The sequence below is a fragment of the Rhodoferax sp. genome, assembly GCF_039922535.1.
Taxonomy (GTDB): Bacteria; Pseudomonadota; Gammaproteobacteria; order Burkholderiales; family Burkholderiaceae_C; genus Rhodoferax_B.
This window is the reverse complement of record NZ_JBDTEM010000123.1, coordinates 1-25,643: the sequence shown is the minus strand read 5'-3', so window position 1 is coordinate 25,643 and position 25,643 is coordinate 1. Positions and strand designations below refer to the sequence as shown.

Here is a 25,643-nt window from a genome sequence, read left to right as displayed (position 1 = left end):
CTGTGCGCCCCATCGCGCCTAGGGCGCGAGGCGTGGCGATGATCGCTGTCGGTGTGCATCCGTCAAAGGGGTCGGAGCACGAATGCGGGTGGGTGGGGGAGGCGGCAACGAGCGTTTGGCGCGCAATCGTGATCCGACCCCATTGGCTCAGGCCGTTTTTGCGGAAAATTGGGCGATATTTATAAGCTGAATCGCCATCCAGCCCATATAGAACCTGCGCAGGGTGCTCCTATTTTTCACTATAAAAACAGAAGCATCGACTCGGATGCAGCCACAGCCACTGCACCTCCAGCTCGCGCCCTAGGCGCGATGCCCGGCACCGCCGGGCTGATCCCGCTCCCGGGGTCCCCCTCTAGATGCGCCGAGGAGCACAGCTTTGGGCGGATCAGGGCTGGCGTTGTTTGAGGCGCAGCCGAGTTTAGCCAGACCCCGCCCAAAGCGCGCACCGCAGGTTCCCGTCGCGCCAGCGCAGGGCGCAGACAGTGGGGGCAGCCTTTCTTTGGGTTACGCCTCGATGGCTGCGCAAAGAAAGGTGACTGCCCTGCCGGGGGCACAGCCCGGCCGAGGATGCGAATAGAGTTCCGCATCGCCGTCGCCGCCAACCCGCCAAAGGGGTCGGAGCACGAATGCGGGTGTGCAGTTGAGGCGAACACAGGCTATTCGGTGCGCAATCGTGATCCGACCCCTCTGGCTTACGCCCGTGCAGTCGAGCCGACTGCTACATTTTTAGACGATAAAAACAGGAGCAGCCCGCGCAGGTGCTGTCTGCGCGGGCTGCCATTTGGGTGCCTAAAAATAACCCCAAAAACTCAACAACAGCGCCCCACGCGGCCCTTTCCGCCATACCGTGCTTCCTGCCGCTCCCTGAAAAACGCCTCGTAGCCCATCACCGGCTGGTCCGGGTGCGTGCTGCGCTGGTGGGCGACGTAGGTGTCGTAGTTGGGCACGCCGACCATCAGGCGGGCGGTTTGGCCCAGGTAGTTGCCCAGGCTGGCGATTTCCTTAAGCATTGGCGCGGCGGCTTCGGCCGGGCATGGGGATGGGTTGGTTCGGCATGGGCACGCCGGTTTCGCGGGTGGTGGGCTGGCTGGCGCGGCGGGCGGCCAGGCAGGCGCGGACACCGTAGTACAGGATACTGACCACCACCACCATGAAGAAGGCGCACAGCGTGGCGTCGATGTAGTCGTTGACGATCACGCGGTGCATGTCCTCCATGGCTTTGGCCGGGGCCAGCAGCTTGCCTTGGTCCAGCGCGTCGCGGTACTTGGCTGCGTGGGCCAAAAAGCCGATTTTCGGGTTGGCATCGAACAGCTTTTGCCAGCCTGCGGTCATGGTGCAGATCAGCAACCAGGCGGCGGGGAACATGCTGACCCAGGCGTAGCGCTCGCGCTTCATCTTGAACAGGACCACGGTGCCCAAAATCAGCGCCACGCTGGCCAGCATCTGGTTGGAGATGCCAAACAGCGGCCACAGGGTGTTGATCCCGCCCAGCGGATCGACCACGCCCTGGTACAGAAAGTAGCCCCAGGCGGCCACGCACAGGCCGGTGGCCAGGCCGCTGCTGATCCACGAATCTGTCTTCTTCAGGGAGGGCACAAAGGTGCCCAGCAGGTCTTGCAGCATGAAACGGCCAGCGCGGGTGCCTGCGTCTACGGCGGTCAGGATGAACAGGGCTTCAAACAGAATCGCAAAGTGGTACCAGAAGCCCATCATGGCCTTGCCGCCCACCATGTGCGAGAAGATTTGTGCCATGCCCACGGCCAGCGTGGGTGCACCGCCAGCGCGCGAGATGATGGTGGTTTCGCCCACGTCCTTGGCGGTTTGCAGCAGCATGTCGGGCGTAACGCTAAAGCCCCACTGCGAGATGACCTGCGCGGCGCTTTCGGCCGTGGGGCCCAGCACGGCCAGCGGGCTGTTCATCGCAAAGTACACGCCCGGTTCGATGATGGACGCGGCCACCAAGGCCATGATGGCCACAAACGATTCCATCAGCATCGCGCCGTAGCCGATGAAGCGGGCCTGGGCCTCGTTTTCCAGCAGCTTGGGCGTGGTGCCCGAGGCGATCAGCGCGTGAAAGCCCGACACCGCGCCGCAGGCGATGGTGATGAACAAGAACGGAAACAGGCTGCCTGCCCACACCGGGCCGCTGCCGTCCACAAAGCGGGTAAAGGCGGGCATCTTCAGGTCGGGCGCAATGATCACGATGCCGATGGCCAGCGCCAAGATCGCACCGATTTTCAAAAAGGTGGACAAGTAGTCGCGCGGGGCCAGCAGCAGCCACACCGGCAGTACCGAGGCGATGAAGCCGTAGGCAATCAAAATCCAGGTGAGCTGCTTGCCGTCAAAGGTAAACATCGGTGCCCACTCGGGGCTGGCCGCCACCTGCCCGCCGCCGACGATGGAGGCAATCAGCAGCACAAAGCCGATCACCGACACCTCGCCGATCTTGCCGGGGCGGATGTAGCGGGTGTACACGCCCATGAACAGCGCCAGCGGAATCGTGGCCGCCACGGTGAACGTGCCCCAAGGGCTGTCGGCCAGCGCCTTGACCACAATCAGCGCCAGCACCGCCAAGATGATCACCATGATCATGAAGGTGCCAAACAGGGCGATCACGCCGGGCACCGGCCCCAGCTCGGACTTGATCAGGTCGCCCAGCGAGCGGCCATCGCGCCGGGTAGAGATGAACAGCACCAAAAAGTCCTGCACCGCCCCGGCAAACACCACGCCCGCCAAAATCCACAGCATGCCGGGCAGGTAGCCCATTTGCGCGGCCAGCACCGGGCCGACCAGCGGGCCGGCCCCGGCAATCGCCGCAAAGTGGTGGCCAAACAGCACGTATTTGTTGGTCGGCACGTAGTCCAGCCCGTCATTGAGGCGCACGGCGGGCGTGGGGCGGTTGGGGTCCAGCTTCAGCACCGTATCGGCAATGAACAGGCTGTAGTAGCGGTAGGCAATCAGGTAGACGGCGATGGCCGTGGCCACCACCCACAGGGCGTTGACGGTTTCGCCACGGTGCAGGGCAATGTTGGCCAGCGCCCCCGCGCCGCCCAGGGCGACCAGCGCCCACAGGGCGTGGTTGGCCATGCTTCTTGGTTGAGTGTGCATGCTCTTGTCTCGTTGTAAAAATCGAAGACTTGAGTATTCCGTCCGCGACAAGCCAATGCATTGGTGCTAGTGCGGAGCGCCGCTCTGTGTGAATACGTAAGCGTTTTCCCTAAAGTGGCAGGCTCTACCATGGCGGCTTGAACCGAAAGGATGGCGATGCGTTTACGCTGGAAAGTGCTGCTGCTGGCTGCCGTGCCGCTGCTGCTGGCGATGGCGGCGGTGGCGTGGACGGTGCGCCAGCAGTCCGACCAGCTGGCGCAGGCCCAGATCGCCGCGGTGCAGCCGATTTTGCTGCAGGCCCGCAAGGACGAGCTGGCGCATTTTGTGCGCGTAGGCCTGCGCGCCATTGCCTATTTGGTGGACCAGAAAGGCGATGTCGTGGCCGCCCAGCAGCAGGCGCTGGCGCTGCTGCGGCGCATGGATTTTGACGAAGACAGCTACTTCTTCGTTTACGACCGTAACGGCAACAGCCTGATGCACCCGCGCCTGCCGCAGCTGGAAGGCCGCAGCCAATGGGAACTGCGCGATGCCGCGGGCGGCCTGACCATCCAGCAACTGGTGGCCCGGGCCGAAGGCGGGGGCGGCTTTGTGGACTACCCGTGGAACCGGCCTTCGACCCACCGCGTCGAGCGCAAGCTGGGCTACGTGGAGTTCATCCCCGCCTGGGGCTGGGTGGTGGGCACCGGCCTGTACCTGGACCACCTGCAGGAAACCCAGGCGCTGATTAGCGGCTCGACCGCGGCGGCCATTGTGCAAACCCGCAACCAGATACTTTTGATAGCACTCGCCGCACTGCTGCTGGTCGCGGGAGGCGGATTTGCCTTGAATTTAGTCGAGCAGCGCGCCGCCGATGCCCGGCTGCGCGCCATGGCCCAAAAGGTGGTGCTGTCGCAAGAGGCCGAGCGCTCCCGCGTGTCGCGCGAGCTGCACGACGGCATCAGCCAGTGGCTGGCATCGGTGAAGTTTGTCTTCGAGTCGGCCCTGGTCCAGGTGCAGCGCGGCAACCCCGATGCGCCGTCCACGCTGCGCAACGGGCTGGAGCTGATGCAGGGCGTAATGCGCGACGTGCGCCGCATCTCGCACGACCTGCGCCCCACGCTGCTGGACGACGTAGGCTTGGCCGGTGCCGTGGCCCAGATTGCCCGCGAATTCGGCGAGCGCACCGGCATCGCCGTAGACGCACAGGTAGACACGCTGCCGGTGTTGCCCGATGCCGTGGCCACCGCCATGTTCCGCGTGCTGCAAGAGGCGCTGGGCAATGTCGAACGCCACGCGCAGGCCCGGAAGGTGGTGCTGCACCTTCACTTTCAGGATAAAGGCTTGCACCTGGTGCTACGCGACGATGGCCGGGGCTTTGACGTGCAAGCCAGCCAGCGCCAGGTGCGCGAAGGCCTGGGCCTGACCCACATGCGCGAACGCATCGCCACCTTGGGCGGGCAGTTCAGCCTGCAGTCAGAGCCCGGTGCTACCGTACTCACCGCCTATTTACCCCCGGAAGCCCTGACCCTGTGACGAACCCTGCCGCCCGCGCCCCCATCAAGCTGCTGATCGTGGACGACCACCCCATCGTGCTGCACAGCCTGGTCAGTTTGCTCACCACCTACGGCCCGCCGGTGCAGGTGGTCGCCCAGGCCCGTGGTGCCGAAGAAGCCCTGGTGCTGGCCGAGCAAAGCCAGCCCGACATCGTGCTGACCGACCTGCGCATGCACCCCACCAGCGGCATCACCCTGATCGAACGCCTGAGCGCGCGCCAGCCAGGCATCCGCTACGTGGTGTTCACGGCCTCCACGCAAGAGGAGCACATGCTGCAAGCCTTTGATGCCGGTGCCGCGGGCTTTGTGGTCAAGGAGTCGGAGGTGGAGGTGATCGTCCAGGCCATCGAGGCGGTGATGGGCGGCTCCACCCACTACCCCGCCGGGCTGATGCGCGCCCTGGAGCGCCGCCAGCAGCAGCCCAGCCTCACCGCCCGCGAGGCCGAAGTGCTGGCCCTGGTGGCCCAGGGCCTGACCAGCAAGGAGATCGCCCGCTTCTTGGGCATCGACTTTCGCACTGTGGATGCCCACCGCGCCAACATCCGCCAGCGCTTCCATTTAGACAGCAGTGCCGCACTCTTGCGGTTTGCCATGGAAAACCGCAAAAATTAAAGAATCTGCTATTGAAGTAGGAGCTTCCCGCGCAGGTGATCCTTGCGCTGGGTGCCGATTCAATGCATGGGTTTTTGCTATGGTTTTTGGGCTAATGCCTTGTCAATCGCGGCCACCAGTTTGGGGCTGTCGGGCCCGGTCATGGCGCTGAAGCTGTCCACCACCTGGCCTTTGCGGTCGATCAGGTATTTATAGAAGTTCCAGCGCGGCTCTTGGCCCGTGGCTTTGACCAGCTGGGCGTAGAAGGCGTTTTTGCCCGCGCCCGACACCACCGATTTGCCCATCATCGGAAACTTCACGCCGTAGGTGTTGAAGCAGAAGTCGGCAATCTCTTTGGAGGTTTTGGCCTCTTGCGCGAAGTCGTTGGACGGAAAGCCCAGCACCACCAGGCCCTTGTCTTTTTGCTGGGCGTACAGCGCTTCCAGCCCCTCGAACTGGCCCGCAAAGCCGCAGTAGCTGGCGGTGTTGACGACCAGCACCACCTTGCCGGTGTACTGGCACAGGTTCTGAGGTGCCTCGTCTTGCAGGCGGAGAAACTGGTGCTGCAGCACGGCGGGGCAGGCGGCGGGTGGGGTATTGGGGGTACTTTGGGCGGCGGCAGGCAGGCTGCTGGCGGCCAGTGCGAAAGCGAATGCGTAAAAGGCGGGGTGCATGGAGGGCTCCTAGGTTGCGACCACTCTAGTGCTTTTGCAGCAGCGCAGCATTGCCAGGGGTTGTTGCAAACGCGGTGGCAAACGCGATGAAGGCCTGCAGCCCCGGGGTAATCTGCTTGTGGCGCGGCACGATTAAATGGCATTGCCGCTGGATGGCGGGCACGGGCGTGGCCAGGCAGCGCAACTGCCCGGCGGCCAGCTTGTCTTGCACTACCCAGCGCGACAGGCAGGCAATCCCCAGTCCGTGCACCGCTGCCTGCTGCATGGCCTCGGAACTGCCCAGCTCGATGCTGCGGCGGTAGGCGTGCAGGTGCGGCAGCAGGGCCTGGTCGGTGGTTTCGCGGGTGCCCGAGCCGGGTTCGCGCAGCAGCCACACGGCTTCGCGCAAATCGTCCAGCGTGGCGGGTGTACTCCGTGCCAACGGGTGCGTGGGCGCGGCCACCAGCACCAGCGTGTCTTGCAGCCAGGGGGTGACCTGCAACGTGGCCTCGTGGCAGGCACCTTCGATCAGGCCCACGTCCAGCGCAAAGTCGGCCACCGCACGGGCAATTTTCTCGGTGTTGCCGATCTGCACCTTGGACTGCCAGGCGCTGGCCTGGTCCGATGCCTGCCAGGCCGCCCAGCCGCCCAGCAGCGGCGGCAGCACATAGTTGCCGATGGTGGTGCTGGCCCCAATGCGCAGTGACTGGGCCTGGCCGCCGCCATCGTGCGCCATCTGCTCGATGCCCGCCGCTCCATCCAGCAGGGCCAGCGCGCGCGGCAGCAGGGCGCGGCCGTTGTCGTTGAGCAGCAGGCGCTTGCCCACCCGGTCAAACAGTTGCAGCGACAGCAGCCGCTCCAGCTCGGTCACCGCCGAGCTGGTGGCCGACTGCGACAGCGCAATCGCCACGCTGGCCGCCGTGGTGCTGCCGCTCTGGGCCACAGCCACAAAAATCTGCAATTGGCGCAGGGTGAGGCGCAGTACATCCATTGTGAAGCCTTGGGTTATCGGTTGTCTGGATGCATGGTACAAAAATAAGTGAATAGATGGGTATGCGTCGGGTGAGGTTTTTTTGCGGGCAGGGGAATAAACCGCAGACACTCTGCGTCTACCCGGTGTAGGCACTATTTGCCCTACTTTCACTTCAAGGAATCAAGACCATGTTCAACAAATCTTTCGCCGCAGCCCTGCTGCTGGGCTGTGCCAGCCTGGCTGCCAACGCCGCCGATGCCCCCGCCAAAATGGCCGGTGGCGTGCTGGTGGGTGCCAACGGCATGGCGCTGTACACCTTTGACAAAGACATGGCGGGCAACGGCAAAAGCGTTTGCAACGGCCCCTGCGCCACCCTGTGGCCGCCGCTGATGGCGGCGGCAGCCGACCAGCCCATGGACGGCTACACCCTGGTCACCCGCGACGACGGCGGCAAGCAGTGGGCCTACAAAGGCAAGCCGCTGTACTTCTTCCAGAACGACAAAACCACCGCCGACCGCATGGGCGACAACTTCAAGGATGTCTGGCACGTGGCGAAGTAAGCTGCCCGTGGCCCAGGACGACCAGCAACTCCTCAGCGCCGTGCCGCGCCTGCGCCGCTACGCGCGGGCGCTGGTGCGCAACCGCGAGGATGCCGACGACCTGGTGCAAGACACCTTGGAGCGCGCCTGGACCAAATCCGGCCTGTGGCGCGGCGTGGCCGACATGCGGGCCTGGCTGTTCAGCACCATGCACAACCTGCACGTTGACGGCTTGCGTCGCCCCCAACTGGCCACCGTGGCCCTGGACGATGCCACCCCCGAGAGCCCGGTGGCGGCCACCCACAGCGAGCGTCTGGAGGTGCTGGACTTGCAGGCCGCGCTGGCTTTGCTGCCGGACGCGCAGAAAGAAGTCCTGCTGCTGGTGGCGCTGGAGGATATGGCCTATGCCGACATCGCCACCACGCTGGACATCCCCATCGGCACGGTGATGTCACGCCTGTCGCGGGGCCGCGAGCGCCTGCGCACCCTGATGGAAGGCCGCGCCGAGCCGGTGCACCTGAAAGTTGTCAAATGAGCCCCGTCCACCCCACCCAAACCGCCATTACCGAAGCCGATCTGCACGCCTACGTCGACGGCCAGCTCGCCCCCGAGCGCCTGGCCGACATCCAGGCCTATCTGGCCCAGCATCCCGACGAGGCCCAGCGCCTCAACGTCTACCGCGCGCAGACCCGGAGTCTGCGCGCCCTGTTTGCCCCGGTGCTGGCGGAAACCCTGCCGCCGCGCCTGGTGCAAGCCGCGCTGCCCAGAACACCTTGGTATGGTCGACGTCTGGCAGCGGGCGTGGCGATTGCCGTGGTCAGTGCGGCGTCGGCGTGGTTTGTGCGCGGCCATGTGGACCAGACCCTGGCCTCGGCTCCGATGGCGGCAGAACCCGCATTGACCGGCTTTGCCCTGCGCGCTGCTGTGGCCCACGTGGTTTACAGCCCCGAGGTACGGCATCCGGTGGAGGTTAGCGCCGACCAAGAGCAGCACCTGGTGGCCTGGCTGTCCAAACGCCTGGGGACGGCCGTCACCGTGCCCAGCCTGCAGCCCATCGGTTATGCATTGCTAGGCGGGCGCTTGCTGCCGGGCGACAGCGGGCCGGTGGCGCAGTTCATGTACGCCGATGCCAGCGGCCAACGGCTGACCTTGTACGTCACCCACGAAGCCCCCAAGCTACCGAACCAGCCCCAAACCGCCTTCCATTTCGGCCAGGACGGCAAGGTCAACGTCTTCTATTGGGTGGATAAAAGTTTTGGCTACGCCTTGTCGGGCAGCATCGCCAAACCCGAGCTGACCCGCGTAGCAAACGAGGTCTACCGGCAACTGGCTCCGGCTTGAGCGCAGCGCAAAAAAAAGCAGGCACGCGGCCTGCTTTTTCATGGGTGTGGCTTGTGCTTAGTGCACAAACAAGGCAATCAAAATGATGATGGGAATGGGGATACCGATCAGGTACAAAAGCAGTGAACGCATGGTGTTCTCCTAAAAATTGAAAAAGACGGAATGGATGGGTTCAAAGGTCGCGTTGGCGGCCGCCGTAGGTGGCGACCCAGCTGGCCACAAAGGCACCCATTAGCAGCGCAATGAACAGCCACAAGGCTGCGTAGGCCGACACCTTGCGGCTTTTCTCCACGGCTTCCAGCGCGGTGGCTTTAGCCGATTGCAGCTGCGTTTGCATCTGGGCATACACGGTGTTGACGCGTTTTTCAGCATCTGCTTGTGACAAGCCGGTGCGCTGCGCCACGAGCTGGCCTACGTAGCGCGCATCGGCCGGGGGCAGGGTGTTGGCTTGCAGATTGCTGGTAAAAATGCGGCCGACTTCCAGCAGCGGGGCGGCCGAGGCAGGGTCTGCCGCAGGGGTGGTGGCCGTTGCTGCATCACCGTCCTTGCGGAACAGGCTGTCAACAAAATAGCCCATGGATGTCTCTGCGCTGTCGGTTTTGGCGACCAGTTGCGCGCCCGTAGAGGCCGCGCTACCTACTACTTGTGAGCTCCCGCTGAGGATGGAGCCCACGGCCGAGGTCAGCAGCGTCGCCGTCACCAGCGAGGCAATGGCCCAGGCCAGAAAGCCATGCGCGGTGTCGCGGAAATACACCTCATCGCTGTGGGTGTTGGCCCAGCGGTGCCGCAGCCGACCGGCCAGATAGCCGCCAAACGCAGAAGCCGCCAATTGGGTGACCGTAATCCAGATGACGGTAGACGCGCCAAAGGTAGTGGCGCTGACCCCGTCACGGGCCCAGGGCGATACCGACGACAAGCCCAGACCCACGCCAAGCATCAGAAAAATCAGCGACAAGGCGGCGGCTGCCGCAGCACCCGCCAATATCGCGCCCCAGGAAACAGCGCTGGCCTGGCTGGCGGTAGGGGGCAGGCCGGGGTCTGCACGTAGGCTGCCGATGTCATCGGCGGTGGCGAGGTAGGGGCGGCTCATACAGGTCTCCAAAAGTTGTGGAGTGATGATTGCCGAGCACCCGCCCGCCTGCTGTCAGACAGTTTGGTGAAGCCTTGTAGGAAAAATACCAGTGCGCGTCTCAGGCGCAAATGCGCCCGCTGGCCGGGAGGTATCCCGGCGCAGATTTGCTATCTATTTTGATGGTGAGATGCAGGAATGGCGGGCGCTGGTGGCCCGTTTTGCTTAAGCCGGGCGGCGCATGTGGAATAGCTGCTCGGGCCCGATGTGGAAGTAGTCCGTGGGTCCGCCGCCGCGCAGAATGTGTCCGGCGTGGGCGGTGTCGTACACCCCATCTTTCAGCAGCGCGGTATCGATGTGCACGGCCACCACCTCGCCCAGCACCAGCCAGGTGGGCACCTTGTCGCCGTTAGCGCCTTGCAACTGCAGGATTTGCGTGGTGCGGCACTCAAACGCCACCGGGCTCTCCAGCACCCGCGGCACCGCCACGAGCTGCGATGCCACCGGGGTCAGCCCGGCCAGCCCGAATTCACTGACATCGGGCGGTACGGCGGCGCAGGTCTGGTTCATGGCGTCGGCCAAGGTACGCGTCGCCAGATTCCACACAAATTCCCCGGTGGCCTCGATATTGCGTACCGTGTCCTTGTAGCCCACGCTGGCAAAGCCAATGATGGGCGGCGTGTAATTGAAGGCGTTGAAGAAGCTGTACGGCGCCAGGTTCAAGGCCCCGGCGGCACTGCGCGAGGCAATCCAGCCAATCGGCCGGGGCCCGACGATGGCGTTGAACGGATCGTGCGGCAGGCCGTGGCCGTGGCGGGGTTCGTAGGAGTGGATGGGCATGGGCAGAAGATACCAGCCCGCCGATGCTTCAGGCTGCGGGGCCGGTGCCGTTCACCAGCACTTCTTCAAACTCGGCCAGCTCAAGTGCTATGGCCGCGTATTTTTTGGACTTGGCTTTGTTGCCCGCCCATTCCAGGGTGGCGGCTTCCAGGTCCGCCTTGTAATGGGCGAGTGCGGCTTGCTTGCGCTGCTGGGTGGCGGTTTTGGCCTCGCTGGACCACAGGTCGATCAGCTCGGTCAGGCCGTTGTCGAAGTCATCAAAGGTTTCCAGAGGGAGCCATTGGCCGCTTTTGTCAAACATGTTTGCTTTCGGTGATTGCATTTACTGCGGGGGTAATTTGCCATAAATTGCCATAAAAAAAGCACTTAACCCGAAAGGCTAAGTGCTTTTTAGTTTTTGGCTCCTCGACCTGGGCTCGAACCAGGGACCTACGGATTAACAGTCCGGCGCTCTACCAACTGAGCTATCGAGGAATACGTTTAACTGAAATAAAAAGGGCCTACGGATTGGCGTAAGCCCTTTTACAAATTTTGGCTCCTCGACCTGGGCTCGAACCAGGGACCTACGGATTAACAGTCCGGCGCTCTACCAACTGAGCTATCGAGGAATATTGCAGCCTCAAATTATAGCGTGGGATTTCACGGTTTCTGCGCTGGAGTCAAAAACTTCTGGATGGTAGCGCCCAGCGCGGCTGCAGCCTGCTCGGGGTCAGGGGCAGCCGTCAGCGCCCGCACCACGCCGATCGAGCCCACGCCACTGGCCAGCACGTCCGGCAGCCGCTCGGCATCAATGCCGCCGATGGCCACCAGCGGGTAGTCGCGCAGCAGCCGGGCGTAGGCCGCCAGCCGGGCTGTGCCTTGCGGGGCCGTGGCCATTTTTTTTAGCGTGGTGGGAAACACGGCACCCAGCGCGATGTAGCTGGGGCTGACGTGGTCGGCACGCAGCATCTCGGCGTAGCCGTGGGTGCTGACCCCCAGGCGCAGTCCTGCCGTGCGGATGGCATCCAAGTCAATCGGTTCCAGCAGGTCCAGATCCTCCTGGCCCAGGTGCACGCCGTAGGCCCCGGCCTGGACCGCGGCCTGCCAGTGGTCGTTGATGAAGAGCAGGGCGGGCGTGCCCTGCACGGCGGCCACGGCGGCTTTGATTTCGCGGGCGATGGCTTCGGGATCGTCAGATTTGAAGCGCAACTGCACGGTGGGCACCCCGGCCCGCGCCATGCGGCCGACCCAAGTGGCATCGGGCAGCACCGCGTACAGGCCCAACTGCCGCGGGCAGGGGGGAAAGGCATCGGGGCGCGGCCAGGGGCGCAGGCCGAAATCCTCCGGGCTATCGGGCCAGTCGGTGGTGTTGCCAGTGCGTGCAATTTGGGCCTGCCAGGCCTGGGCGATGCAGGCGGCATCGGCGGGGATGAAGCCGAGTTGCAGGCAGGCGCTGAGGCGTTCTGCCTCGTCGGTGGTGGGCAGGGCCATGTCGGCGTAGCGATTCAGAATATCTTGCATTACTGTTCCTGCGTGTGGTGCCAGAAAGGTGTGCCGAGCACCGGGGTGCTGGGCTGGGCGGCCTGCTGCTCCAGCATCGTGCCGCCTAAAAATGCATTGCGCCCGGCCTGCACGGCATCGGCGAAAGCTCCGGCCATCCGCACCGGGTCTTGGGCCAGGGCGACCGCCGTATTCAGCAGCACCGCGTCATAGCCCCATTCCATCACCTGGCAGGCGTGCGAAGGGCGGCCCAGCCCGGCATCGACCAGCAATGGCACGCTGAGGCGTTCGCGCAGCACCTGCATCGCGTAAGGGTTGATGGGGCCCTTGCCGGTGCCGATGGGCGCGGCCCAGGGCATCACGGCCTGGCAGCCCACATCGACCAGGCGCTGGCACAGCACCAGGTCTTCGGTGCAGTAGGGCAGCACCTTGAATCCGTCCTGGATGAGGCGGCTGGCAGCTTCCACCAAGTTCAGCGTGTCGGGCTGCAAGGTGTAGTCGTCGCCGATCAGCTCCAGCTTGATCCACGGCGTGTCGAACACCTCGCGCGCCATGTGGGCGGTGGTGATGGCTTCCTGCAGGCCGTGGCAGCCAGCGGTGTTGGGCAGCACCGGCACGCCGGTTTGGCGCAGCAGGTCCCAGAAGCCATTGGCAGCCGCATCGGGATGGCCCAGGTTCTGGCGGCGCAGCGAAGCGGTCAGCATGGCGGGCTGCGCGCGGGCGATGGCGCTGCCCAAGATGCTAGGAGAAGGATAGCGCGAAGTGCCCAGCAGCAGACGGCTGGCGAAGCTTTCGCCGTATAAAACGAGGGGGTCAGAGTTCATATTTCAGCCGCCAGTCACGGGGTGGATGATTTCGATGCGGTCCGCATCGTGCAAAGCGGTCTGCGGGTACAGCGCGCGCGGCACAAAAGCCTTATTGACCGCGGCGGCAAACGGCGGCTGGGCCTGCAGCAAGGCCACCGCGTCGGCCAGGGTGGCACCGGCGGGCAGCGTTTGGGACATGTTGTTGATCAGTACGTTCATACAGTTTCTATAGCAAGCTTCCATTGATCCGCCAGCGCGGAGTGCCCTTTTTCTATAAATTCCAGAACCGCGTCCAGCATCGCCGGGGCGATCAAAAAGCCGTGTCGGTACAGGCCGTTGATTTGCAGCACGCGCGGGGCCTGGGCGCTGAGTTGGCGGATGGCGGGCAGGTTGTTGGGCAGGGTGGGGCGGCACTGGGTGCTGGACTCCAGGATGCGGGCCTCGCCAAAGCCGCTGTGTACGCTGTAGGCGGCACTCAGCAGTTCCAGGCTAGAGCGCACGCTCATGGGCGAAAGATCGTCTGACTCGATCTCGGTGGCACCCACCACAAACACGTTGCCGGGTTTGGGCGCGATGTACAGCGGATAGCGCGGATGCACCAGCCGCACCGGTCGGCGCAGGTCCACGCCGGGCGCGTGCAGGCGCAATACCTCGCCGCGCACGGCACGCAGGCCCGGCCACTGGCCGCGGGCCCCCAGGCCCCGGCAGTCGAAAACCCAGTCTGCCCTGCAATCTAGCGGTTCGCGCGGGCTGTGCCAGTGCAGATCGACCCGGTGTTTTTGCAATTGCAACAGCAGCGCGGCCAGTAGCTGGCGGTTGTCCAACTGGCCTTCGCCGGGCAGGTATAGGCCTTGGGCAAAACGGGTGCCGATACTGGGCTCCAAGTCGGCGATGGCAGCGGCATCTACCGCTTGCGGTGCAGGCAGGCTGGGCAACTGCTGGCGTGTGGCGGTCAACTGGTGGCCGAAGCGCGTGGCCTCGGCTGCGTCTTGCCGGTGCCACAGAATCAGCGTGCCGTTTTGTTGGAAAAACACCGGGGCGTCGAGTTGCGCGATCAGTTCCGGCCAGCGCAGCAGTCCGTGCTGGCCCATCTGCACCACGCTGGTTTCGGTGATGGCTGACTCGGCCAGCGGGGCCAGCATAGCGGCAGCGACACGGGCGGCAGCGCCTTCGGCCTCGGGCCCACCGGCTTCAAACACCTGCACCGTGTGGCCCGCGCGTGCCAAAGCCAGGGCCAGCAAGCGGCCCATCAGGCCTGCGCCGAGGATGGTGGTGGTGAGAGGTTTGGCCAAGGAGTCGTCCGTGTAAAAAACAGGACGAAACGAGGCGAGGTCGTTGACAGAAAACTTCCCACGCCAGTATTACCTGGATCGGGTATGAGGGTTTTTCTCAGTCCAGCTTTATCCGCCAGACACCCCTGTTTCATCCGTGGCGTGAATTACATCACACTCGTGCCCCGATAATTTCTGCATGACCGACCACGCAACTTCTCCGCGCTACCTGCGCCTGCTCTCCATCGCCGGGTCCGACAGCGGCGGCGGCGCGGGCATCCAGGCCGACCTGAAAACCTTCAGTGCCCTGGGCTGCTACGGCATGACGGCTCTGGCCGCGCTCACGGCGCAAAACACCCGGGGCGTCACCGCCATCCATCCCGTGCCCCCGGCGTTTTTAAAGGCCCAATTGCAGGCCGTGCTGGACGACATCGGTGCCGACGCCGTGAAGATCGGCATGCTGCATTCCCCCGAAATGGTGGAGGTGGTGGCCTGGGCCATCGACCAGTACCAGCTCAAAAAAGTGGTGCTGGACCCGGTGATGGTGGCCACCAGCGGCGACCGACTGATGGCCCAAGAGACGGTGCAGGTGCTGGTAGACCAGCTTTTCCCCCGCGCCACCGTGGTCACGCCGAATCTAGACGAGGCCGCCCTGCTGCTGGGCCGCAGCGTGGAAGACCAAGCCGCGTTGAGTCCCGCCGTGGCCGACTTGCTGGCACTGGGCGCGCAGGCGGTGCTGGTCAAGGGCGGGCATCTGCCCGGCAGCGCGGTGGTGGATGTGCTGGGCCTGGCCGACGGTGCCCGCCAGCGCTGGGAGTCGGTACGCATCGCCACCCACAACGGGCATGGCACCGGCTGCACGCTGTCGTCGGCCATCGCCGTGTATTTGGCGCAAGGCCATGCCTTGCCCGAGGCGGTGGGCCGGGCTCGGGCCTACATTCTGGGTGCGATCACTGCCGGGGCAGGCGTGCACACCGGGCACGGCCAGGGGCCGCTGAACCACGGCTTTGCGCCCTTGCCCATGCGGGTGGTCGGTAGTTAGAAATTTATAAAAAATATGCCTCTGGCGCAGATGATACCTGCGCTGGCAGCTACTATTTTTGTAGTGCGTAGGTAATTCGCAGTGGGCGGCTCAGCCAGGCCCCCATGAACACCACGGCCAGCGTGGGCAGGGCCGCGCCAAACTGTGGCGCGTAGGTGGCCAGCAGGTGGTAAATGCCAATACCGGCCAGCCACAGCCCGGCGGCCACCGGCTCCACCAAGCGCTGCACCGAGGCGGTGGCATGGCTGCCCAGGCGGCCCAGAATCACGCCAAACAGCGGCACAAACACCGAGCTCAGCAGCAGCAAGAACGGCTCCAGGCTGTGGATCGGCAGCACCAGGGCCAGGCCCGTGCAGGCCACGGCCAGCAGCAGGCCCCAGCGGCGGATGCTCAGCGTGGGGTGCAGGCTTTGGGCCGACACCGCACCCGAGTACACATCGCCATAGGCGTTGTCAATTTCATCGAACAAGATCAGCCCCAGCGCCAGCAGGCCGCCTTGGGCGATCAGCAGCGCGGTGACCAGATCGGTGCCGGGCTCGGCCACGGTGACCACCACCACGCCCAGCCCATAGCACCAGATATTGGCCAGCGCGTAACCCAGCCAGGTGCCGCTCATGGCGGATTTGCCGTTGCGGCCGTGGCGCGCATAGTCGGCCACCAGGGGCAGCCACGACACCGGCATGGCGATCACCAGGTCCATGGCCGACAGCAGGCCCATGCTGCCATCGCCAGGGCGGTGCCAGAAGGCGGACGCGTCCCCGGCCAGCAGCTTTTGGGCAAACTGCCAGCTCAGCCACAGCAGCGATAGCACCACCAGCGGAAGGCCTAAGCGGCCAATAAACTTGCGCACCAGGGTCAGCATGGAACCCGCCATCAGGGCGGTCAGCACCGCGCCCCACAGCAGCGTGGTCAGCAGCACGCCCTGGGTGCCGCTGAGGTTCCAGCCCAGGCGGTGTTGGGCGATGGCGGCGGTGCCGTCACGCATGATGACCAGCTCAAAGGTGGTCCAGCCCACCAGTTGCACGATGTTCAGCAGCACCGGCAGCCGGGCAAAGCCGCTGCCAAAAGTGGCGTGCATCAGCCCGGCACTGGACAGCCCACTGTCGCAGGCGATGCGCGCCACCCAGGCCAGCAGGCCCGCGCCCAGTACCGAGCCCAGCACGATGGCCAGCAGCGCCTGCTGCGTCCCCACGGCGGGCACCAGGTAGGCCCCGATCTGCATCACCAGCAGGCCCACGCCCAGGCTGAACCACAGGGCAGCGTGCGCCGACCAGCCGAAAACCCGGTCTGCGTCCGGAATCGGTGCCAAGGCGTCGTTGTGAAAATTCGGTGAATTTGCCATTCATTTGCTCCATGCAAAATGTTGGCAGGGTGGCTTGAACCGCACGGCATGCTGGGCCGGAGAAGGCCGCCGTAGAAGAACTTGCTTCCCTGCGCGAGGATTACCTCAATCAGGTTCAAAGGGTTTTTCTCAGTCGCAGCCTCTGAACATCATCCAAAGCCGCAACACCCCTAGCGAAACCCCGCAGTGCTGCGGAGTGGCCGGATTCTAGCGCAGTGGTTTGCATGTCGATACAAAATTCGATGCTGGCGCAGGCGCTACATACATAGGTAGCTATTAAAACCGTAGCGATACAATCGCAGACCAGCCAGGTACGTGGTTCGTGCGCTCCAGCGATGGATGTCGGCCTTGCACCTTCCCAGCCACTTTTTTGCTTACAAGATCCCTATGGATGCTTTTTTGATTCTCCGCCGCTTCACCGCTTGCGCACTGCTGGGCCTGGTTTGCGATGCCATGGCCCAAACGGCGACCGCCCCCGACACACCACCCATCGAAGCGCCTGCAGTGCCGTACCGCTGGCGACTGGAACTCAGTCCGCATACCACCCATTTCAGTTACAACGTGGAACACCGGCCAGTACACCTGGTCGGCCTGGAGCGTGAATCTACCGTAGACAACAGCTTCTACGGCCTGGCGCTGTTCAGCAACTCGTTTGGCCAAGACAGCGGCTACGCCTACCTGGGCAAGACCTACTACAACGTGTTCGACAGCTTGCCCCACGTCTACCTGAAATGGTCGGCAGGTGTGCTGTACGGCTACAAGCCGCCGTACAACCACAAGGTGCCGCTGAACTACAAAGGCTTCTCGCCTGCCATCGTGCCCGCTGCGGGCTGGCGTTTTGGCTCGGGCTGGAACGCGCAGATCGACATGCTGGGCACGGCCGGGCTGACCTACTCGCTGGTCAAAGAGTTTTAAGCCAGGTTGTGCTCCCGGATAAGCCCGCTTTTCGCGGGCTTTTTTGCGGTTTGTGGGCTGGTAAAAATGCGGCGGCGCAGCACAATATAAGTAATTACACCAAGGTTTTCCGCCATGCCTGTAGTCGCTTTTCGATCTGATGTGCTGCTGTTTCCGCGCTGCCTGGTTGCGCTGGTTGCGCTGGCTGCGCTGTGTTGCGATGCTTTGGTGCAGGCGCAGGAGGGCGGCGGGTCTGCCCCGCAGTTGGAGCTGGCAACGCATAACGCGCCCTCCTTGCAGCGGGCCGATGGGCGTATGGATTCCCGTACCACCCTGACCAGCTGGTCCGGCCCGGCATCCAAAGCGGGTGTCGGCATGGGTTTAGGCTGGAGCGTGCCCAGCCAGACTACGCTGGGAGATGGGCGTGGCGCTGCACCGGACTTGGATATGGGCTTGCACTGGCGCTCTGCCGACCAAGGCCAGGGCCGGGTCCGCATCGGTGTATGGCAGCACGTGAGCCCCTGGCCCGACCCAGTCGGCATCGCTAACCAAACCACCAATCCTGTCCACTACAACACCCGGCTTGAGATGCAATTCAGCGCGGCCAGCGCGCGCGGTATCCAGTTTGAACTGGGCGGCGCTTTGGGAATGCAGCTCAACAACAACGAGCGGGTGGTGCTGCGCCTCAGCCGGGGTCGGCCAATGGTCTATTACCGCGTGAAGTTCTAATATTTTGGCGACGGCATGGTTACACCCAGCTTAAACCCAACCCAAGGCCCCCAAAACCGCCCCAATCCCCAGCAGCCACAGAATGTGGATCTTGGTGCGCCAGACGATCAGGGCGCTGAGGGCCGTCATCAGCCACAGCGGCCAGTCGCGGTTAGGTCCGTGTTGGGCGCTGGACAGCAACCAGCCGGTGGACAGCATCAGCGCAATCACGATCGGGGCCATGCCTTGTTTGAAGGCCCGTACGGCGCGCAGCTCGCGGTTACGGTGGCCCCATCGGGACGAAAGCCACATCAGCGTCGTACTGGGTACCAAGAGGCCTAGCATGGTGCAGGCCATGCCCAGCAAGGCGGCCGCGTAGCCACTGGCATTCAGGCCTACGTTCCAGCCCATCAGGGCGACAAACAGAATATTCGGCCCCGGTGCAGCTTGGGCGATGGCGATGGAGGTGTTGAACTGCTGGTCGGTCAGCCAGTGCTGCTGCTCCACCAAAAAGCGGTGCATGTCCGGCGCTGCGGTGATCGCACCGCCCACGGCCAGCAGCGACAGCGCACTGAAGTGCCACCACAGATTCAGCCAGTCCAGTGCCTGCATGGTGATGTGGTGCAGGCTGTTCATGGCGACAGCTTGCGGTAGGTTTGTACGCAGGCCGCGACACCGACGGACAGCAGCACGTAAATCAGTGGCCAGTGCAGCAGGGCAATCGGCACAAAGGTCAGTACCCCCAGCACCACGCACAGCGCGATGCCCATCACATGGCGGCGCACGGCCTTGAGCAGGCGCAGGCCGGTGGCACAAATCAGGCCCGCCGCCACCGCGCCCATGCCGCGAAGGGCACCGCCCACGGCCGGGTGGTCGGCGTACTGGGCGTAGGCCAAGGCCAGCGCCAACACCACCAACAGCGGCACGGCCAGCAAGCCTATCGATGCGGCCAAGGCCCCGCGCAGGCCGAAATAGCGGTCACCGATCATCACCCCCAGGTTCAGCACATTCGGGCCGGGCATGATTTGCGCCACAGCCCAGTCTTCGAGGAACTCCTCGTTGGTCAGCCAGCGCTTTTTCTCGACCAACTCACGTTGCACCACGCCCAGCACGCCGCCAAAGCCCTGCAGGGCCAGCCAGGTGAAGGACAGGAATAAATCGGTGGGGGACTGGGGCTGGCGCGGCACAGAGGCGGACGCGGATGCGGGGGGCGTAGAAGGCAAAGAGCTCATGGACGGATTATCGCCAAGGCATGTCCTGCGCGTTGTGCGGCTTGCCGATACTATCTTGCAGCCATTCGTTATTCATGCGCACGCCCACCCTGCCTATGCCCACGTCACGCGCCCTGCGTCTGGGCTCGGGTGTGGTGCTGGGGGTGTATGTGGCTTCGCACCTGTTCAACCATGCCCTGGGCCTGGTGTCGCTGGATGCGGCAGAACAGGGTGTGCGGGTGGCGCTGGTGGTGTGGCACAGCGCGCTGGGCATCTTGCTGCTGTACAGCGCATTTGCGGTGCACCTGGTGTTGGCCATGCTGGGGCTGTACCAGCGGCCCACACTGCGCCTGCCTGCGGTGGAGCTGCTGCGGATTGGCGCGGGTCTGGCCATTTCCATGCCGCTGGCTCCTTTGCCCAAGCCTGGTGTGGATGCCGCCGATAGCGCGCAGTCTGAGTCCTTGCAGAACCTACGGGTGCAGATACTCAGCGTGTACGGGGTGCTGCTGGCGGCCGTGGCCTCGGCGCGGGGCGTACGCGCGGCCCGCGAACACCGCGACTGACCGACCACGTTCATCCTCCAAAAGGGGGATGCGTGCTGGCGATGCGGGGAAACGTGGTGGCCCCTCGGTGGGGGGCTGCGGTACATTGATTCGGTCTTAAAACCTGTCCCTCTTCGCATGATTGAACGCACTCTTTTCAGCCCCGACCACGAAGCCTTTCGCGACAGTTTTCGCCGTTTTGTCGACAAAGAAATTGTCCCCTTTCACGCCGCCTGGGAAGAGCAAGGCTATGTAGACCGGGCCGTATGGCTCCAGGCCGGCGCCAACGGGTTTTTATGCACCTCCATGCCCGAAGAGTTTGGCGGTTCGGGGGCCGACAAGCTGTATTCGGTGGTGCAGATGGAAGAGCTGGCCCGGGCGGGCATCACCGGTATCGGCTACAGCCTGCACAGTGAAATCGTGGCCCCCTACCTGCTGCACTACGCCACGCCCGCGCAAAAAGCCAAATACCTGCCGCAGATGGCCAGCGGGGCCATGGTGGGCGCGATTGCCATGAGCGAACCAGCCGCTGGGTCGGACCTGCAAGGCATCCAGTCCACCGCGATCCAACAGCCCGACGGCAGCTACCGGCTCAACGGCAGCAAGACCTTCATCACCAACGGTTGGCACGCCGACCTGGTGGTGGTGGTGGCCAAAACCAACCCGGCAGCCGGGGCCAAGGGCACCAGTTTGTTCTTGGTCGAGCGCGGCATGCCCGGCTTCACCGTGGGCAAGCGCCTCAAAAAGTTGGGCATGAAGGCGCAGGACACGGCCGAGCTGTTTTTTGACAATGTGCACCTGGGGGCCGACCAATTGCTGGGCGGCAGCCTGCTCCAAAACCGGGGCTTCATCTGCCTGATGGAGCAACTGCCCTGGGAGCGCCTGCAAATCGCCATCACCGCCGTGGCGGCAGCGCAGGCGGCCATCGACTGGACCGTGGCCTACGTGAAAGAACGCAAGGTGTTTGGCCAGCCGGTGGCCAGCTTCCAGAACACCCGCTTCACCCTGGCCGAACTGCAAACCGAGGTGCAGGTGGCCCAGGTGTTTATCGACCGCTGTACCGAGCTGCTGCTGCAAGACCGGCTGGACACCGCTATCGCCAGCATGGCCAAGTACTGGACTACCGACCTGCAGTGCAAGGTAATGGACGAATGCGTGCAGCTTTTTGGCGGCTACGGCTACATGTGGGAATACCCGATTACCCGCGCCTACGCCGATGCCCGGGTACAGCGCATCTATGGCGGCACCAACGAAATCATGAAAGAAGTGATTACCCGTGCCATGGGACTAGGTAACTAGTTGCTATTGTAAAAATAGCTACCTGCGCAGGTGGAATATGCGCTGGAATCCGATTTGACTTAAATTTTTTCGTTGTGCACTGCCGCCAACGTGCTGCGGTCTACGAGCTCTGCGCAGACCGCTTCTACTGCGTCGCCCCACACCGCCAGGGTTTCGGGCAGCTTCTCGTTGGCGGTGGCGGCCCAGCGCCTGCGGGCCTCGCGCTCTACGGCGCGCAGTTGCCAGGCCAGTTCGCGGGTGATCAGCGACAGTTCGTCGGCCAGCAGCCCGGTAATGGCATCGGCATCCAGGCTTTGCAGCTGGTCTGGTGCCACGCCCGACTCGATGATGGTGCGCCGGATGCGCGCGCAGCGCTCGCCCATGAACACCAGCCCGCTGCGCCGCGCCGCCGACCAGCGCAGGTCTTGCGCCAGAGCGGACGGCCAGCCCAGCAGCACGTTGTGGATCGCCTGGAGGTGGCGCACCGGGTCGGCGACCGGGTTGTCGATGGAGTCCGTTACCTCGGTGTCCACGCCCGGGCGCTGTTGCAGCAGCGGCAGCATGCGGTTGATCAACACGTTGTCGTAGCGGTGGCGGTTGGTGCGCAGCAATACAGACAAACGCAGCAGCGCATGGCTGCGGCCAGGGCGTACCAGGGATGCCACCACCTGGGCCAGCGACAACTTGCGGCCCCAGGCACCGATGGCCGTAGCCGTGAGCCCGGCGGGGTAGCCCGATCCGTCCAGTACCTCGTGGTGCTCGCGCACGGCACGCAGCATCTCAACCCGGTATTCCCTATGGCGCTCCAGCAGCAGCACCGACACCAGCGGGTGTGAATAGAGTTGGCGGCGCTGCTCGGGGCTGATCTCGGCGCTGGGCTCCAGCAGCACGGGGTCAATGTGCACCATGCCCAGGTCGTGCAGCAGCCCGGCACCGGCCAGCATCACCAGGTCGTTGCGTATCGCCCTCGGGCGGTTGCCCAGCCACACGGCGGTCAGCGCGGTGGCCACAAAGTAGCGGAACTGGCCCGGGTTGACATCGCGCACCACGGTCAGCTGGAAGACGATGGCAGGTGGCAGCGGCACCGCCTCCAGGCAGTCGAGCAGCAGCTTGCGGTTTTCGGGCTTTTCGGCCATGCGCGAGAAGACCAGGTTGCTGTCGAGCAGCTCTTCGCCGATGGCGCGCAGGTTTTTGCTGTTGACGGCGGCATCAATCTCAATGGCATCTTCCAGCGGGGTGGTGGGGTGGTGTTGTGCCAGGCGTTCGTACAAGCCGGGCGTCACTCTGGCGCCTTTGTCCAGGATCTTGATGCCGTTTGCACCTACCACCGCGCGGTTGGTCTGCATGCCCCGCTCGCTGCCCAACTGCGATACCGCCTTGGCAAAATATGGGGAGTCGGTCACTGTGTCAGGCATGTCCATCTTTGTAACACAGGCGACTTTTATCCCAGCTTGTAAAAACCGCTGTCTTTTCTACAGGTGCTGTCGCAACGGAATGTTTTGGGGGCGTTCGCCACACCAAAGTGCGTAAAACCGTCCCAGCCCTTAAAATCGCGGGTTACTCCCAACAAAGCTCCCTAATGAACGCCCCAGTTGACGTTTCCTTTTTCGCGCGCGCCGCCAAGCCACTGACCAGCTACCGCAAGTACTGGGCGGCCCGCTTTGGCACATCCAAGTTTTTGCCGATGAACCGCGCCGAGATGGACAAACTGGGCTGGGACAGCTGCGACGTGATCATCGTCACTGGCGATGCCTATGTAGACCATCCGAGCTTCGGCATGTCGGTGATCGGCCGCATGCTGGAGATGCAGGGCTTTCGCGTTGGCATCATCGCCCAACCCGATTGGCAAAGCGCCGACCCGTTCAAGGCACTGGGCAAACCGAACCTGTTCTTCGGCGTCACGTCGGGCAACATGGATTCGATGATCAACCGCTACACCGCCGACCGCAAAATCCGCAGTGACGACGCCTACACCGCCGGTGACATCGGTGGCAAGCGCCCGGATCGCGCGGCCATCGTCTACAGCCAGCGCTGCCGCGAGGCCTATAAAGACGTGCCCATCGTGCTCGGCGGTATCGAAGGTTCGCTGCGTCGCATTGCGCATTACGATTACTGGTCTGACAAAGTCCGCCGCAGCGTGGTGGTCGATGCCAAGTGCGACCTGCTGCTGTACGGCAATGCCGAGCGTGCGATTGTCGAAGTCGCCCACCGCCTGGCTGCCAAGGAGCCGGTGCAGAGCATCACCGACGTGCGTGGCACCGCCTTCATCCGCCGCAGCGACGACCCGACCGGTCACGACTGGATCGAGATCAACTCCACCTCGGTCGATGCGCCGGGCCGTGTTGAGTCGCACATCAACCCGTACCAAACAACGTCTGAACAAGCGGCAGAGCAGGGCGCTACCTGCTCCAAAGACGACGCCAATCCGCAAGGTCTGCCCGCAGAAGCCGTGGTGAAGATGAGCCCTTCGCTCGGTGATGCGCTGGCCCGCTCCCAAGCCCGTGAACTCGCCAAGATCAAGGTGCCGCCACGCGAGCGCTCGGTGATCCGTCTGCCATCGTATGAGCAGGTTAAGGCCGACCCGGTGCTGTATGCCCACGCGAACCGCGTGCTGCATCTGGAAACCAACCCCGGCAACGCCCGCGCGCTGGTGCAGGCCCATGGCGAAGGCGTGACCGCCCGCGACGTGTGGATCAACCCGCCGCCCATCCCGCTGACCACGGCAGAAATGGACACGGTGTTCGACCTGCCGTACGCGCGCAGCCCGCACCCGGCCTACGCCGACGAGAACGGCAGCCATGACGGCGCCACCAAAATCCCCGCCTGGGAAATGATCCGCTTCAGCGTGAACATCATGCGGGGTTGCTTTGGCGGCTGCACTTTCTGCTCCATCACCGAGCACGAAGGCCGCATCATCCAGAGCCGCTCGGAAGAGTCCATCATCAAGGAAGTGGAAGACATCCGTGACAAGGTGAAAGGCTTTACCGGCACCATCTCCGACCTGGGTGGCCCCACGGCGAATATGTACCGCCTGGGCTGCAAGAGCCCCGAGATCGAAGCCGCCTGCCGCAAGCCCAGCTGCGTCTACCCGGGCATCTGCTCGAACCTGGGCACCAACCACGACCCGCTGATCAAGATCTACCGCCGCGCCCGTGCGCTCAAGGGCATCAAGAAGATTTTGATCGGCTCCGGCCTGCGCTACGACCTGGCCGTGCAAAGCCCCGAGTACGTCAAAGAACTGGTGACCCACCACGTCGGCGGCTACCTGAAGATTGCACCCGAGCACACCGAGCAGGGTCCGCTGACCAAGATGATGAAGCCCGGCATTGGCAGCTACGACAAGTTCAAGCAGCTGTTCGAGAAGTTCAGCCTGGAAGCCGGTAAGAAGCAGTATCTGATTCCGTACTTCATCGCCGCGCATCCCGGCACCAGCGACGAAGACATGATGAACCTGGCGCTGTGGCTGAAGAAAAACGGCTTCCGCGCCGACCAGGTGCAGACCTTCTACCCGTCGCCAATGGCCACCGCCACCACGATGTACCACAGCGGCAAGAACCCGCTGCGCAAGATCACCCGCGACAGCGAAACCGTGGACATCGTCCGCGGCGACCGCCGCCGCCGTCTGCACAAGGCCTTCTTGCGCTACCACGATGCGAACAATTGGCCGCTGCTGCGCGAGGCGCTAAAGACCATGGGCCGCGCCGACCTGATCGGCAACGGCAAGCACCATTTGATCCCGACCTACCAGCCGATGACGGATGGTGGCTACGAGAGCGCGCGCAAGAAGAACTCGACTACGGTGACCACCAAGTCTTCACCTGTCACCAAAGGCCGTTTGCTGACCCAGCACACCGGCTTGCCGCCACGCGATAACGGCTCGGGCAAGCCTGCCAAGTCGGGTAAACCGACCTACAAGGCAAAAGTATAGAAATAGAGCTCTGGCGCAGGTGCCACCTGCGCGGGAAGCTATTATTTTTGTAGTGTGGCCTGGGCCATGCAGTGGGTTAGTGCACAGGCCCTAGGGTGCAAAGTTCTCCCCGTCCGCACTGGATAACTTTGGGGGTAACTCTGTACTTTATTTGTATTACCAGGTTAAGTCTTTGTTTTTAAAAGGGAAAGATTGCACTGCCTGTTATTTGGGCAGTGACGTGGTTGCAGTCGATCGACTCAACACGTCAATAAGCGCTTAGCGTGGGCTGCAGCCAAAAAAGCCAGCCCAGCAATACCGCGAAATGCAGCGCCACGGAACCCCAGTACAGCGTGGCAAACGATGGTTGGCGGGACCGGTAGCGCAGAATAGTTTGGGCCAAGCCTGCGCCGGGCCAGCCGCCCAGCAGGCTGAGCAGGTGCAAAATAATTTCCGGGATCCGCCAGCGGCCGGAACGTACGGCCGGTGGTTCTCTGGCGTAGGCTAAGACGGTGAG

The 25,643-nt window shown here is 63.7% G+C and carries 27 protein-coding genes, 2 tRNA genes and 2 riboswitches; of the genes, 11 read left to right on the top strand and 18 right to left on the bottom strand.

The window, feature by feature from the left end; all coding sequences use genetic code 11:
- Positions 1–809: 809 nt before the first annotated feature.
- Positions 810–1,010 carry a YbdD/YjiX family protein gene (locus tag ABI213_RS05955; RefSeq protein ID WP_348008632.1) on the bottom strand — a complete coding sequence of 67 codons (201 nt, stop codon included), beginning with the start codon at positions 1,008–1,010 and terminating at the stop codon, positions 810–812.
- Positions 1,003–3,108: a carbon starvation CstA family protein gene (locus ABI213_RS05950; protein ID WP_348026405.1), complete on the bottom strand. Its 2,106-nt coding sequence runs from the start codon at positions 3,106–3,108 to the stop codon at positions 1,003–1,005. Before ABI213_RS05950 ends, ABI213_RS05955 begins: the two co-directional genes overlap by 8 nt.
- Before the next feature lie 156 nt (positions 3,109–3,264).
- Between ABI213_RS05950 and ABI213_RS05945 the strand changes: the two genes are divergently transcribed.
- Complete coding sequence (locus ABI213_RS05945; protein ID WP_348026403.1) at positions 3,265–4,620, top strand: cache domain-containing protein; 1,356 nt, start codon at positions 3,265–3,267, stop codon at positions 4,618–4,620.
- Complete coding sequence (locus ABI213_RS05940; RefSeq protein WP_348006714.1) at positions 4,617–5,252, top strand: response regulator transcription factor; 636 nt, start codon at positions 4,617–4,619, stop codon at positions 5,250–5,252. The genes ABI213_RS05945 and ABI213_RS05940 overlap by 4 nt, the downstream gene beginning before the upstream one ends.
- Before the next feature lie 77 nt (positions 5,253–5,329).
- Here ABI213_RS05940 and ABI213_RS05935 read toward each other — a convergent pair whose 3' ends face one another.
- Positions 5,330–5,905: a glutathione peroxidase gene (locus ABI213_RS05935; RefSeq protein ID WP_348006715.1), complete on the bottom strand. Its 576-nt coding sequence runs from the start codon at positions 5,903–5,905 to the stop codon at positions 5,330–5,332.
- Between the two features lie 25 nt (positions 5,906–5,930).
- Complete coding sequence (locus tag ABI213_RS05930) at positions 5,931–6,875, bottom strand: LysR family transcriptional regulator (protein WP_348026401.1); 945 nt, start codon at positions 6,873–6,875, stop codon at positions 5,931–5,933.
- A 170-nt stretch (positions 6,876–7,045) separates the two neighbouring features.
- Between ABI213_RS05930 and ABI213_RS05925 the strand changes: the two genes are divergently transcribed.
- From ABI213_RS05925 to ABI213_RS05915, 3 genes are read left to right on the top strand one after another with little or no spacing between them, the layout of a single operon-like run.
- Positions 7,046–7,417: a hypothetical protein gene (locus ABI213_RS05925; RefSeq protein WP_348026399.1), complete on the top strand. Its 372-nt coding sequence runs from the start codon at positions 7,046–7,048 to the stop codon at positions 7,415–7,417.
- A gap of 7 nt (positions 7,418–7,424) precedes the next feature.
- On the top strand, positions 7,425–7,931 hold the full coding sequence (locus ABI213_RS05920; RefSeq protein WP_348026397.1) for a sigma-70 family RNA polymerase sigma factor: 507 nt from the start codon (positions 7,425–7,427) through the stop codon (positions 7,929–7,931).
- On the top strand, positions 7,928–8,737 hold the full coding sequence (locus ABI213_RS05915; RefSeq protein ID WP_348026395.1) for an anti-sigma factor: 810 nt from the start codon (positions 7,928–7,930) through the stop codon (positions 8,735–8,737). The genes ABI213_RS05920 and ABI213_RS05915 overlap by 4 nt, the downstream gene beginning before the upstream one ends.
- Before the next feature lie 172 nt (positions 8,738–8,909).
- Here ABI213_RS05915 and ABI213_RS05910 read toward each other — a convergent pair whose 3' ends face one another.
- From ABI213_RS05910 to ABI213_RS05870, 9 genes are all read right to left on the bottom strand, one after another.
- Positions 8,910–9,827, bottom strand: coding sequence for a hypothetical protein (locus ABI213_RS05910; protein WP_348026393.1), 918 nt, complete (start codon positions 9,825–9,827; stop codon positions 8,910–8,912).
- A gap of 204 nt (positions 9,828–10,031) precedes the next feature.
- The gene (locus ABI213_RS05905) at positions 10,032–10,646 is read right to left on the bottom strand and encodes a flavin reductase family protein (protein ID WP_348026391.1); all 615 of its coding nucleotides are present in this window, start codon (positions 10,644–10,646) and stop codon (positions 10,032–10,034) included.
- A 28-nt stretch (positions 10,647–10,674) separates the two neighbouring features.
- On the bottom strand, positions 10,675–10,947 hold the full coding sequence (locus ABI213_RS05900) for a hypothetical protein (RefSeq protein ID WP_348005434.1): 273 nt from the start codon (positions 10,945–10,947) through the stop codon (positions 10,675–10,677).
- A gap of 97 nt (positions 10,948–11,044) precedes the next feature.
- Positions 11,045–11,120 (bottom strand) — tRNA-Asn (locus tag ABI213_RS05895).
- A gap of 58 nt (positions 11,121–11,178) precedes the next feature.
- Positions 11,179–11,254 (bottom strand) — tRNA-Asn (locus ABI213_RS05890).
- A 31-nt stretch (positions 11,255–11,285) separates the two neighbouring features.
- Positions 11,286–12,116 (bottom strand): thiamine phosphate synthase, encoded by an 831-nt coding sequence (thiE, locus tag ABI213_RS05885; RefSeq protein WP_348005436.1) that lies wholly within the window; start codon positions 12,114–12,116, stop codon positions 11,286–11,288.
- A 29-nt stretch (positions 12,117–12,145) separates the two neighbouring features.
- Positions 12,146–12,949: a thiazole synthase gene (locus tag ABI213_RS05880; protein ID WP_348005433.1), complete on the bottom strand. Its 804-nt coding sequence runs from the start codon at positions 12,947–12,949 to the stop codon at positions 12,146–12,148.
- A gap of 3 nt (positions 12,950–12,952) precedes the next feature.
- Entirely contained in the window at positions 12,953–13,150 is a 198-nt protein-coding gene (thiS, locus tag ABI213_RS05875) for a sulfur carrier protein ThiS (protein ID WP_348005432.1), read from the bottom strand.
- Positions 13,147–14,223, bottom strand: a complete 1,077-nt coding sequence (locus ABI213_RS05870) for an FAD-dependent oxidoreductase (protein WP_348005431.1) — start codon at positions 14,221–14,223, stop codon at positions 13,147–13,149. Before ABI213_RS05870 ends, thiS begins: the two co-directional genes overlap by 4 nt.
- A 38-nt stretch (positions 14,224–14,261) precedes the next feature.
- A riboswitch (TPP riboswitch) is annotated at positions 14,262–14,360 on the bottom strand.
- 41 nt (positions 14,361–14,401) lie between these two features.
- On the opposite strand from ABI213_RS05870, the gene thiD reads away from it, so the two are divergent.
- Positions 14,402–15,244: a bifunctional hydroxymethylpyrimidine kinase/phosphomethylpyrimidine kinase gene (gene thiD / locus ABI213_RS05865; protein WP_348005430.1), complete on the top strand. Its 843-nt coding sequence runs from the start codon at positions 14,402–14,404 to the stop codon at positions 15,242–15,244.
- 52 nt (positions 15,245–15,296) lie between these two features.
- On the opposite strand, the gene ABI213_RS05860 is transcribed toward thiD, so the two are convergent.
- The gene (locus ABI213_RS05860; protein WP_348005429.1) at positions 15,297–16,586 is read right to left on the bottom strand and encodes a cytosine permease; all 1,290 of its coding nucleotides are present in this window, start codon (positions 16,584–16,586) and stop codon (positions 15,297–15,299) included.
- 69 nt (positions 16,587–16,655) lie between these two features.
- Positions 16,656–16,768, bottom strand: a riboswitch (TPP riboswitch).
- Between the two features lie 205 nt (positions 16,769–16,973).
- Here ABI213_RS05860 and ABI213_RS05855 point away from each other — a divergent pair.
- Positions 16,974–17,501 (top strand): ABC transporter ATP-binding protein, encoded by a 528-nt coding sequence (locus ABI213_RS05855; protein ID WP_348005428.1) that lies wholly within the window; start codon positions 16,974–16,976, stop codon positions 17,499–17,501.
- A gap of 114 nt (positions 17,502–17,615) precedes the next feature.
- Positions 17,616–18,209: a hypothetical protein gene (locus tag ABI213_RS05850; RefSeq protein WP_348026389.1), complete on the top strand. Its 594-nt coding sequence runs from the start codon at positions 17,616–17,618 to the stop codon at positions 18,207–18,209.
- Between the two features lie 30 nt (positions 18,210–18,239).
- On the opposite strand, the gene ABI213_RS05845 is transcribed toward ABI213_RS05850, so the two are convergent.
- Positions 18,240–18,824: a chromate transporter gene (locus tag ABI213_RS05845; protein ID WP_348005387.1), complete on the bottom strand. Its 585-nt coding sequence runs from the start codon at positions 18,822–18,824 to the stop codon at positions 18,240–18,242.
- The gene (locus ABI213_RS05840; RefSeq protein WP_348005386.1) at positions 18,821–19,420 is read right to left on the bottom strand and encodes a chromate transporter; all 600 of its coding nucleotides are present in this window, start codon (positions 19,418–19,420) and stop codon (positions 18,821–18,823) included. The genes ABI213_RS05845 and ABI213_RS05840 overlap by 4 nt, the downstream gene beginning before the upstream one ends.
- A 74-nt stretch (positions 19,421–19,494) precedes the next feature.
- Here ABI213_RS05840 and ABI213_RS05835 point away from each other — a divergent pair, with 74 nt between their 5' ends.
- Together ABI213_RS05835 and ABI213_RS05830 are read left to right on the top strand one after the other, a co-directional pair.
- Positions 19,495–19,962: a hypothetical protein gene (locus ABI213_RS05835; protein ID WP_348005385.1), complete on the top strand. Its 468-nt coding sequence runs from the start codon at positions 19,495–19,497 to the stop codon at positions 19,960–19,962.
- A gap of 117 nt (positions 19,963–20,079) precedes the next feature.
- Positions 20,080–21,240 (top strand): acyl-CoA dehydrogenase family protein, encoded by a 1,161-nt coding sequence (locus tag ABI213_RS05830; RefSeq protein WP_348026387.1) that lies wholly within the window; start codon positions 20,080–20,082, stop codon positions 21,238–21,240.
- 59 nt (positions 21,241–21,299) lie between these two features.
- Here the strand turns inward: ABI213_RS05830 and ABI213_RS05825 are convergent, their stop codons facing one another.
- The gene (locus tag ABI213_RS05825) at positions 21,300–22,622 is read right to left on the bottom strand and encodes an HD domain-containing phosphohydrolase (RefSeq protein ID WP_348026385.1); all 1,323 of its coding nucleotides are present in this window, start codon (positions 22,620–22,622) and stop codon (positions 21,300–21,302) included.
- A 176-nt stretch (positions 22,623–22,798) separates the two neighbouring features.
- On the opposite strand from ABI213_RS05825, the gene ABI213_RS05820 reads away from it, so the two are divergent.
- Entirely contained in the window at positions 22,799–25,147 is a 2,349-nt protein-coding gene (locus tag ABI213_RS05820; protein WP_348026383.1) for a YgiQ family radical SAM protein, read from the top strand.
- 247 nt (positions 25,148–25,394) lie between these two features.
- On the opposite strand, the gene ABI213_RS05815 is transcribed toward ABI213_RS05820, so the two are convergent.
- Positions 25,395–25,643 (bottom strand): DUF1294 domain-containing protein (locus tag ABI213_RS05815; protein WP_348026381.1); only part of this gene is annotated, 249 nt, incomplete at its 5' end.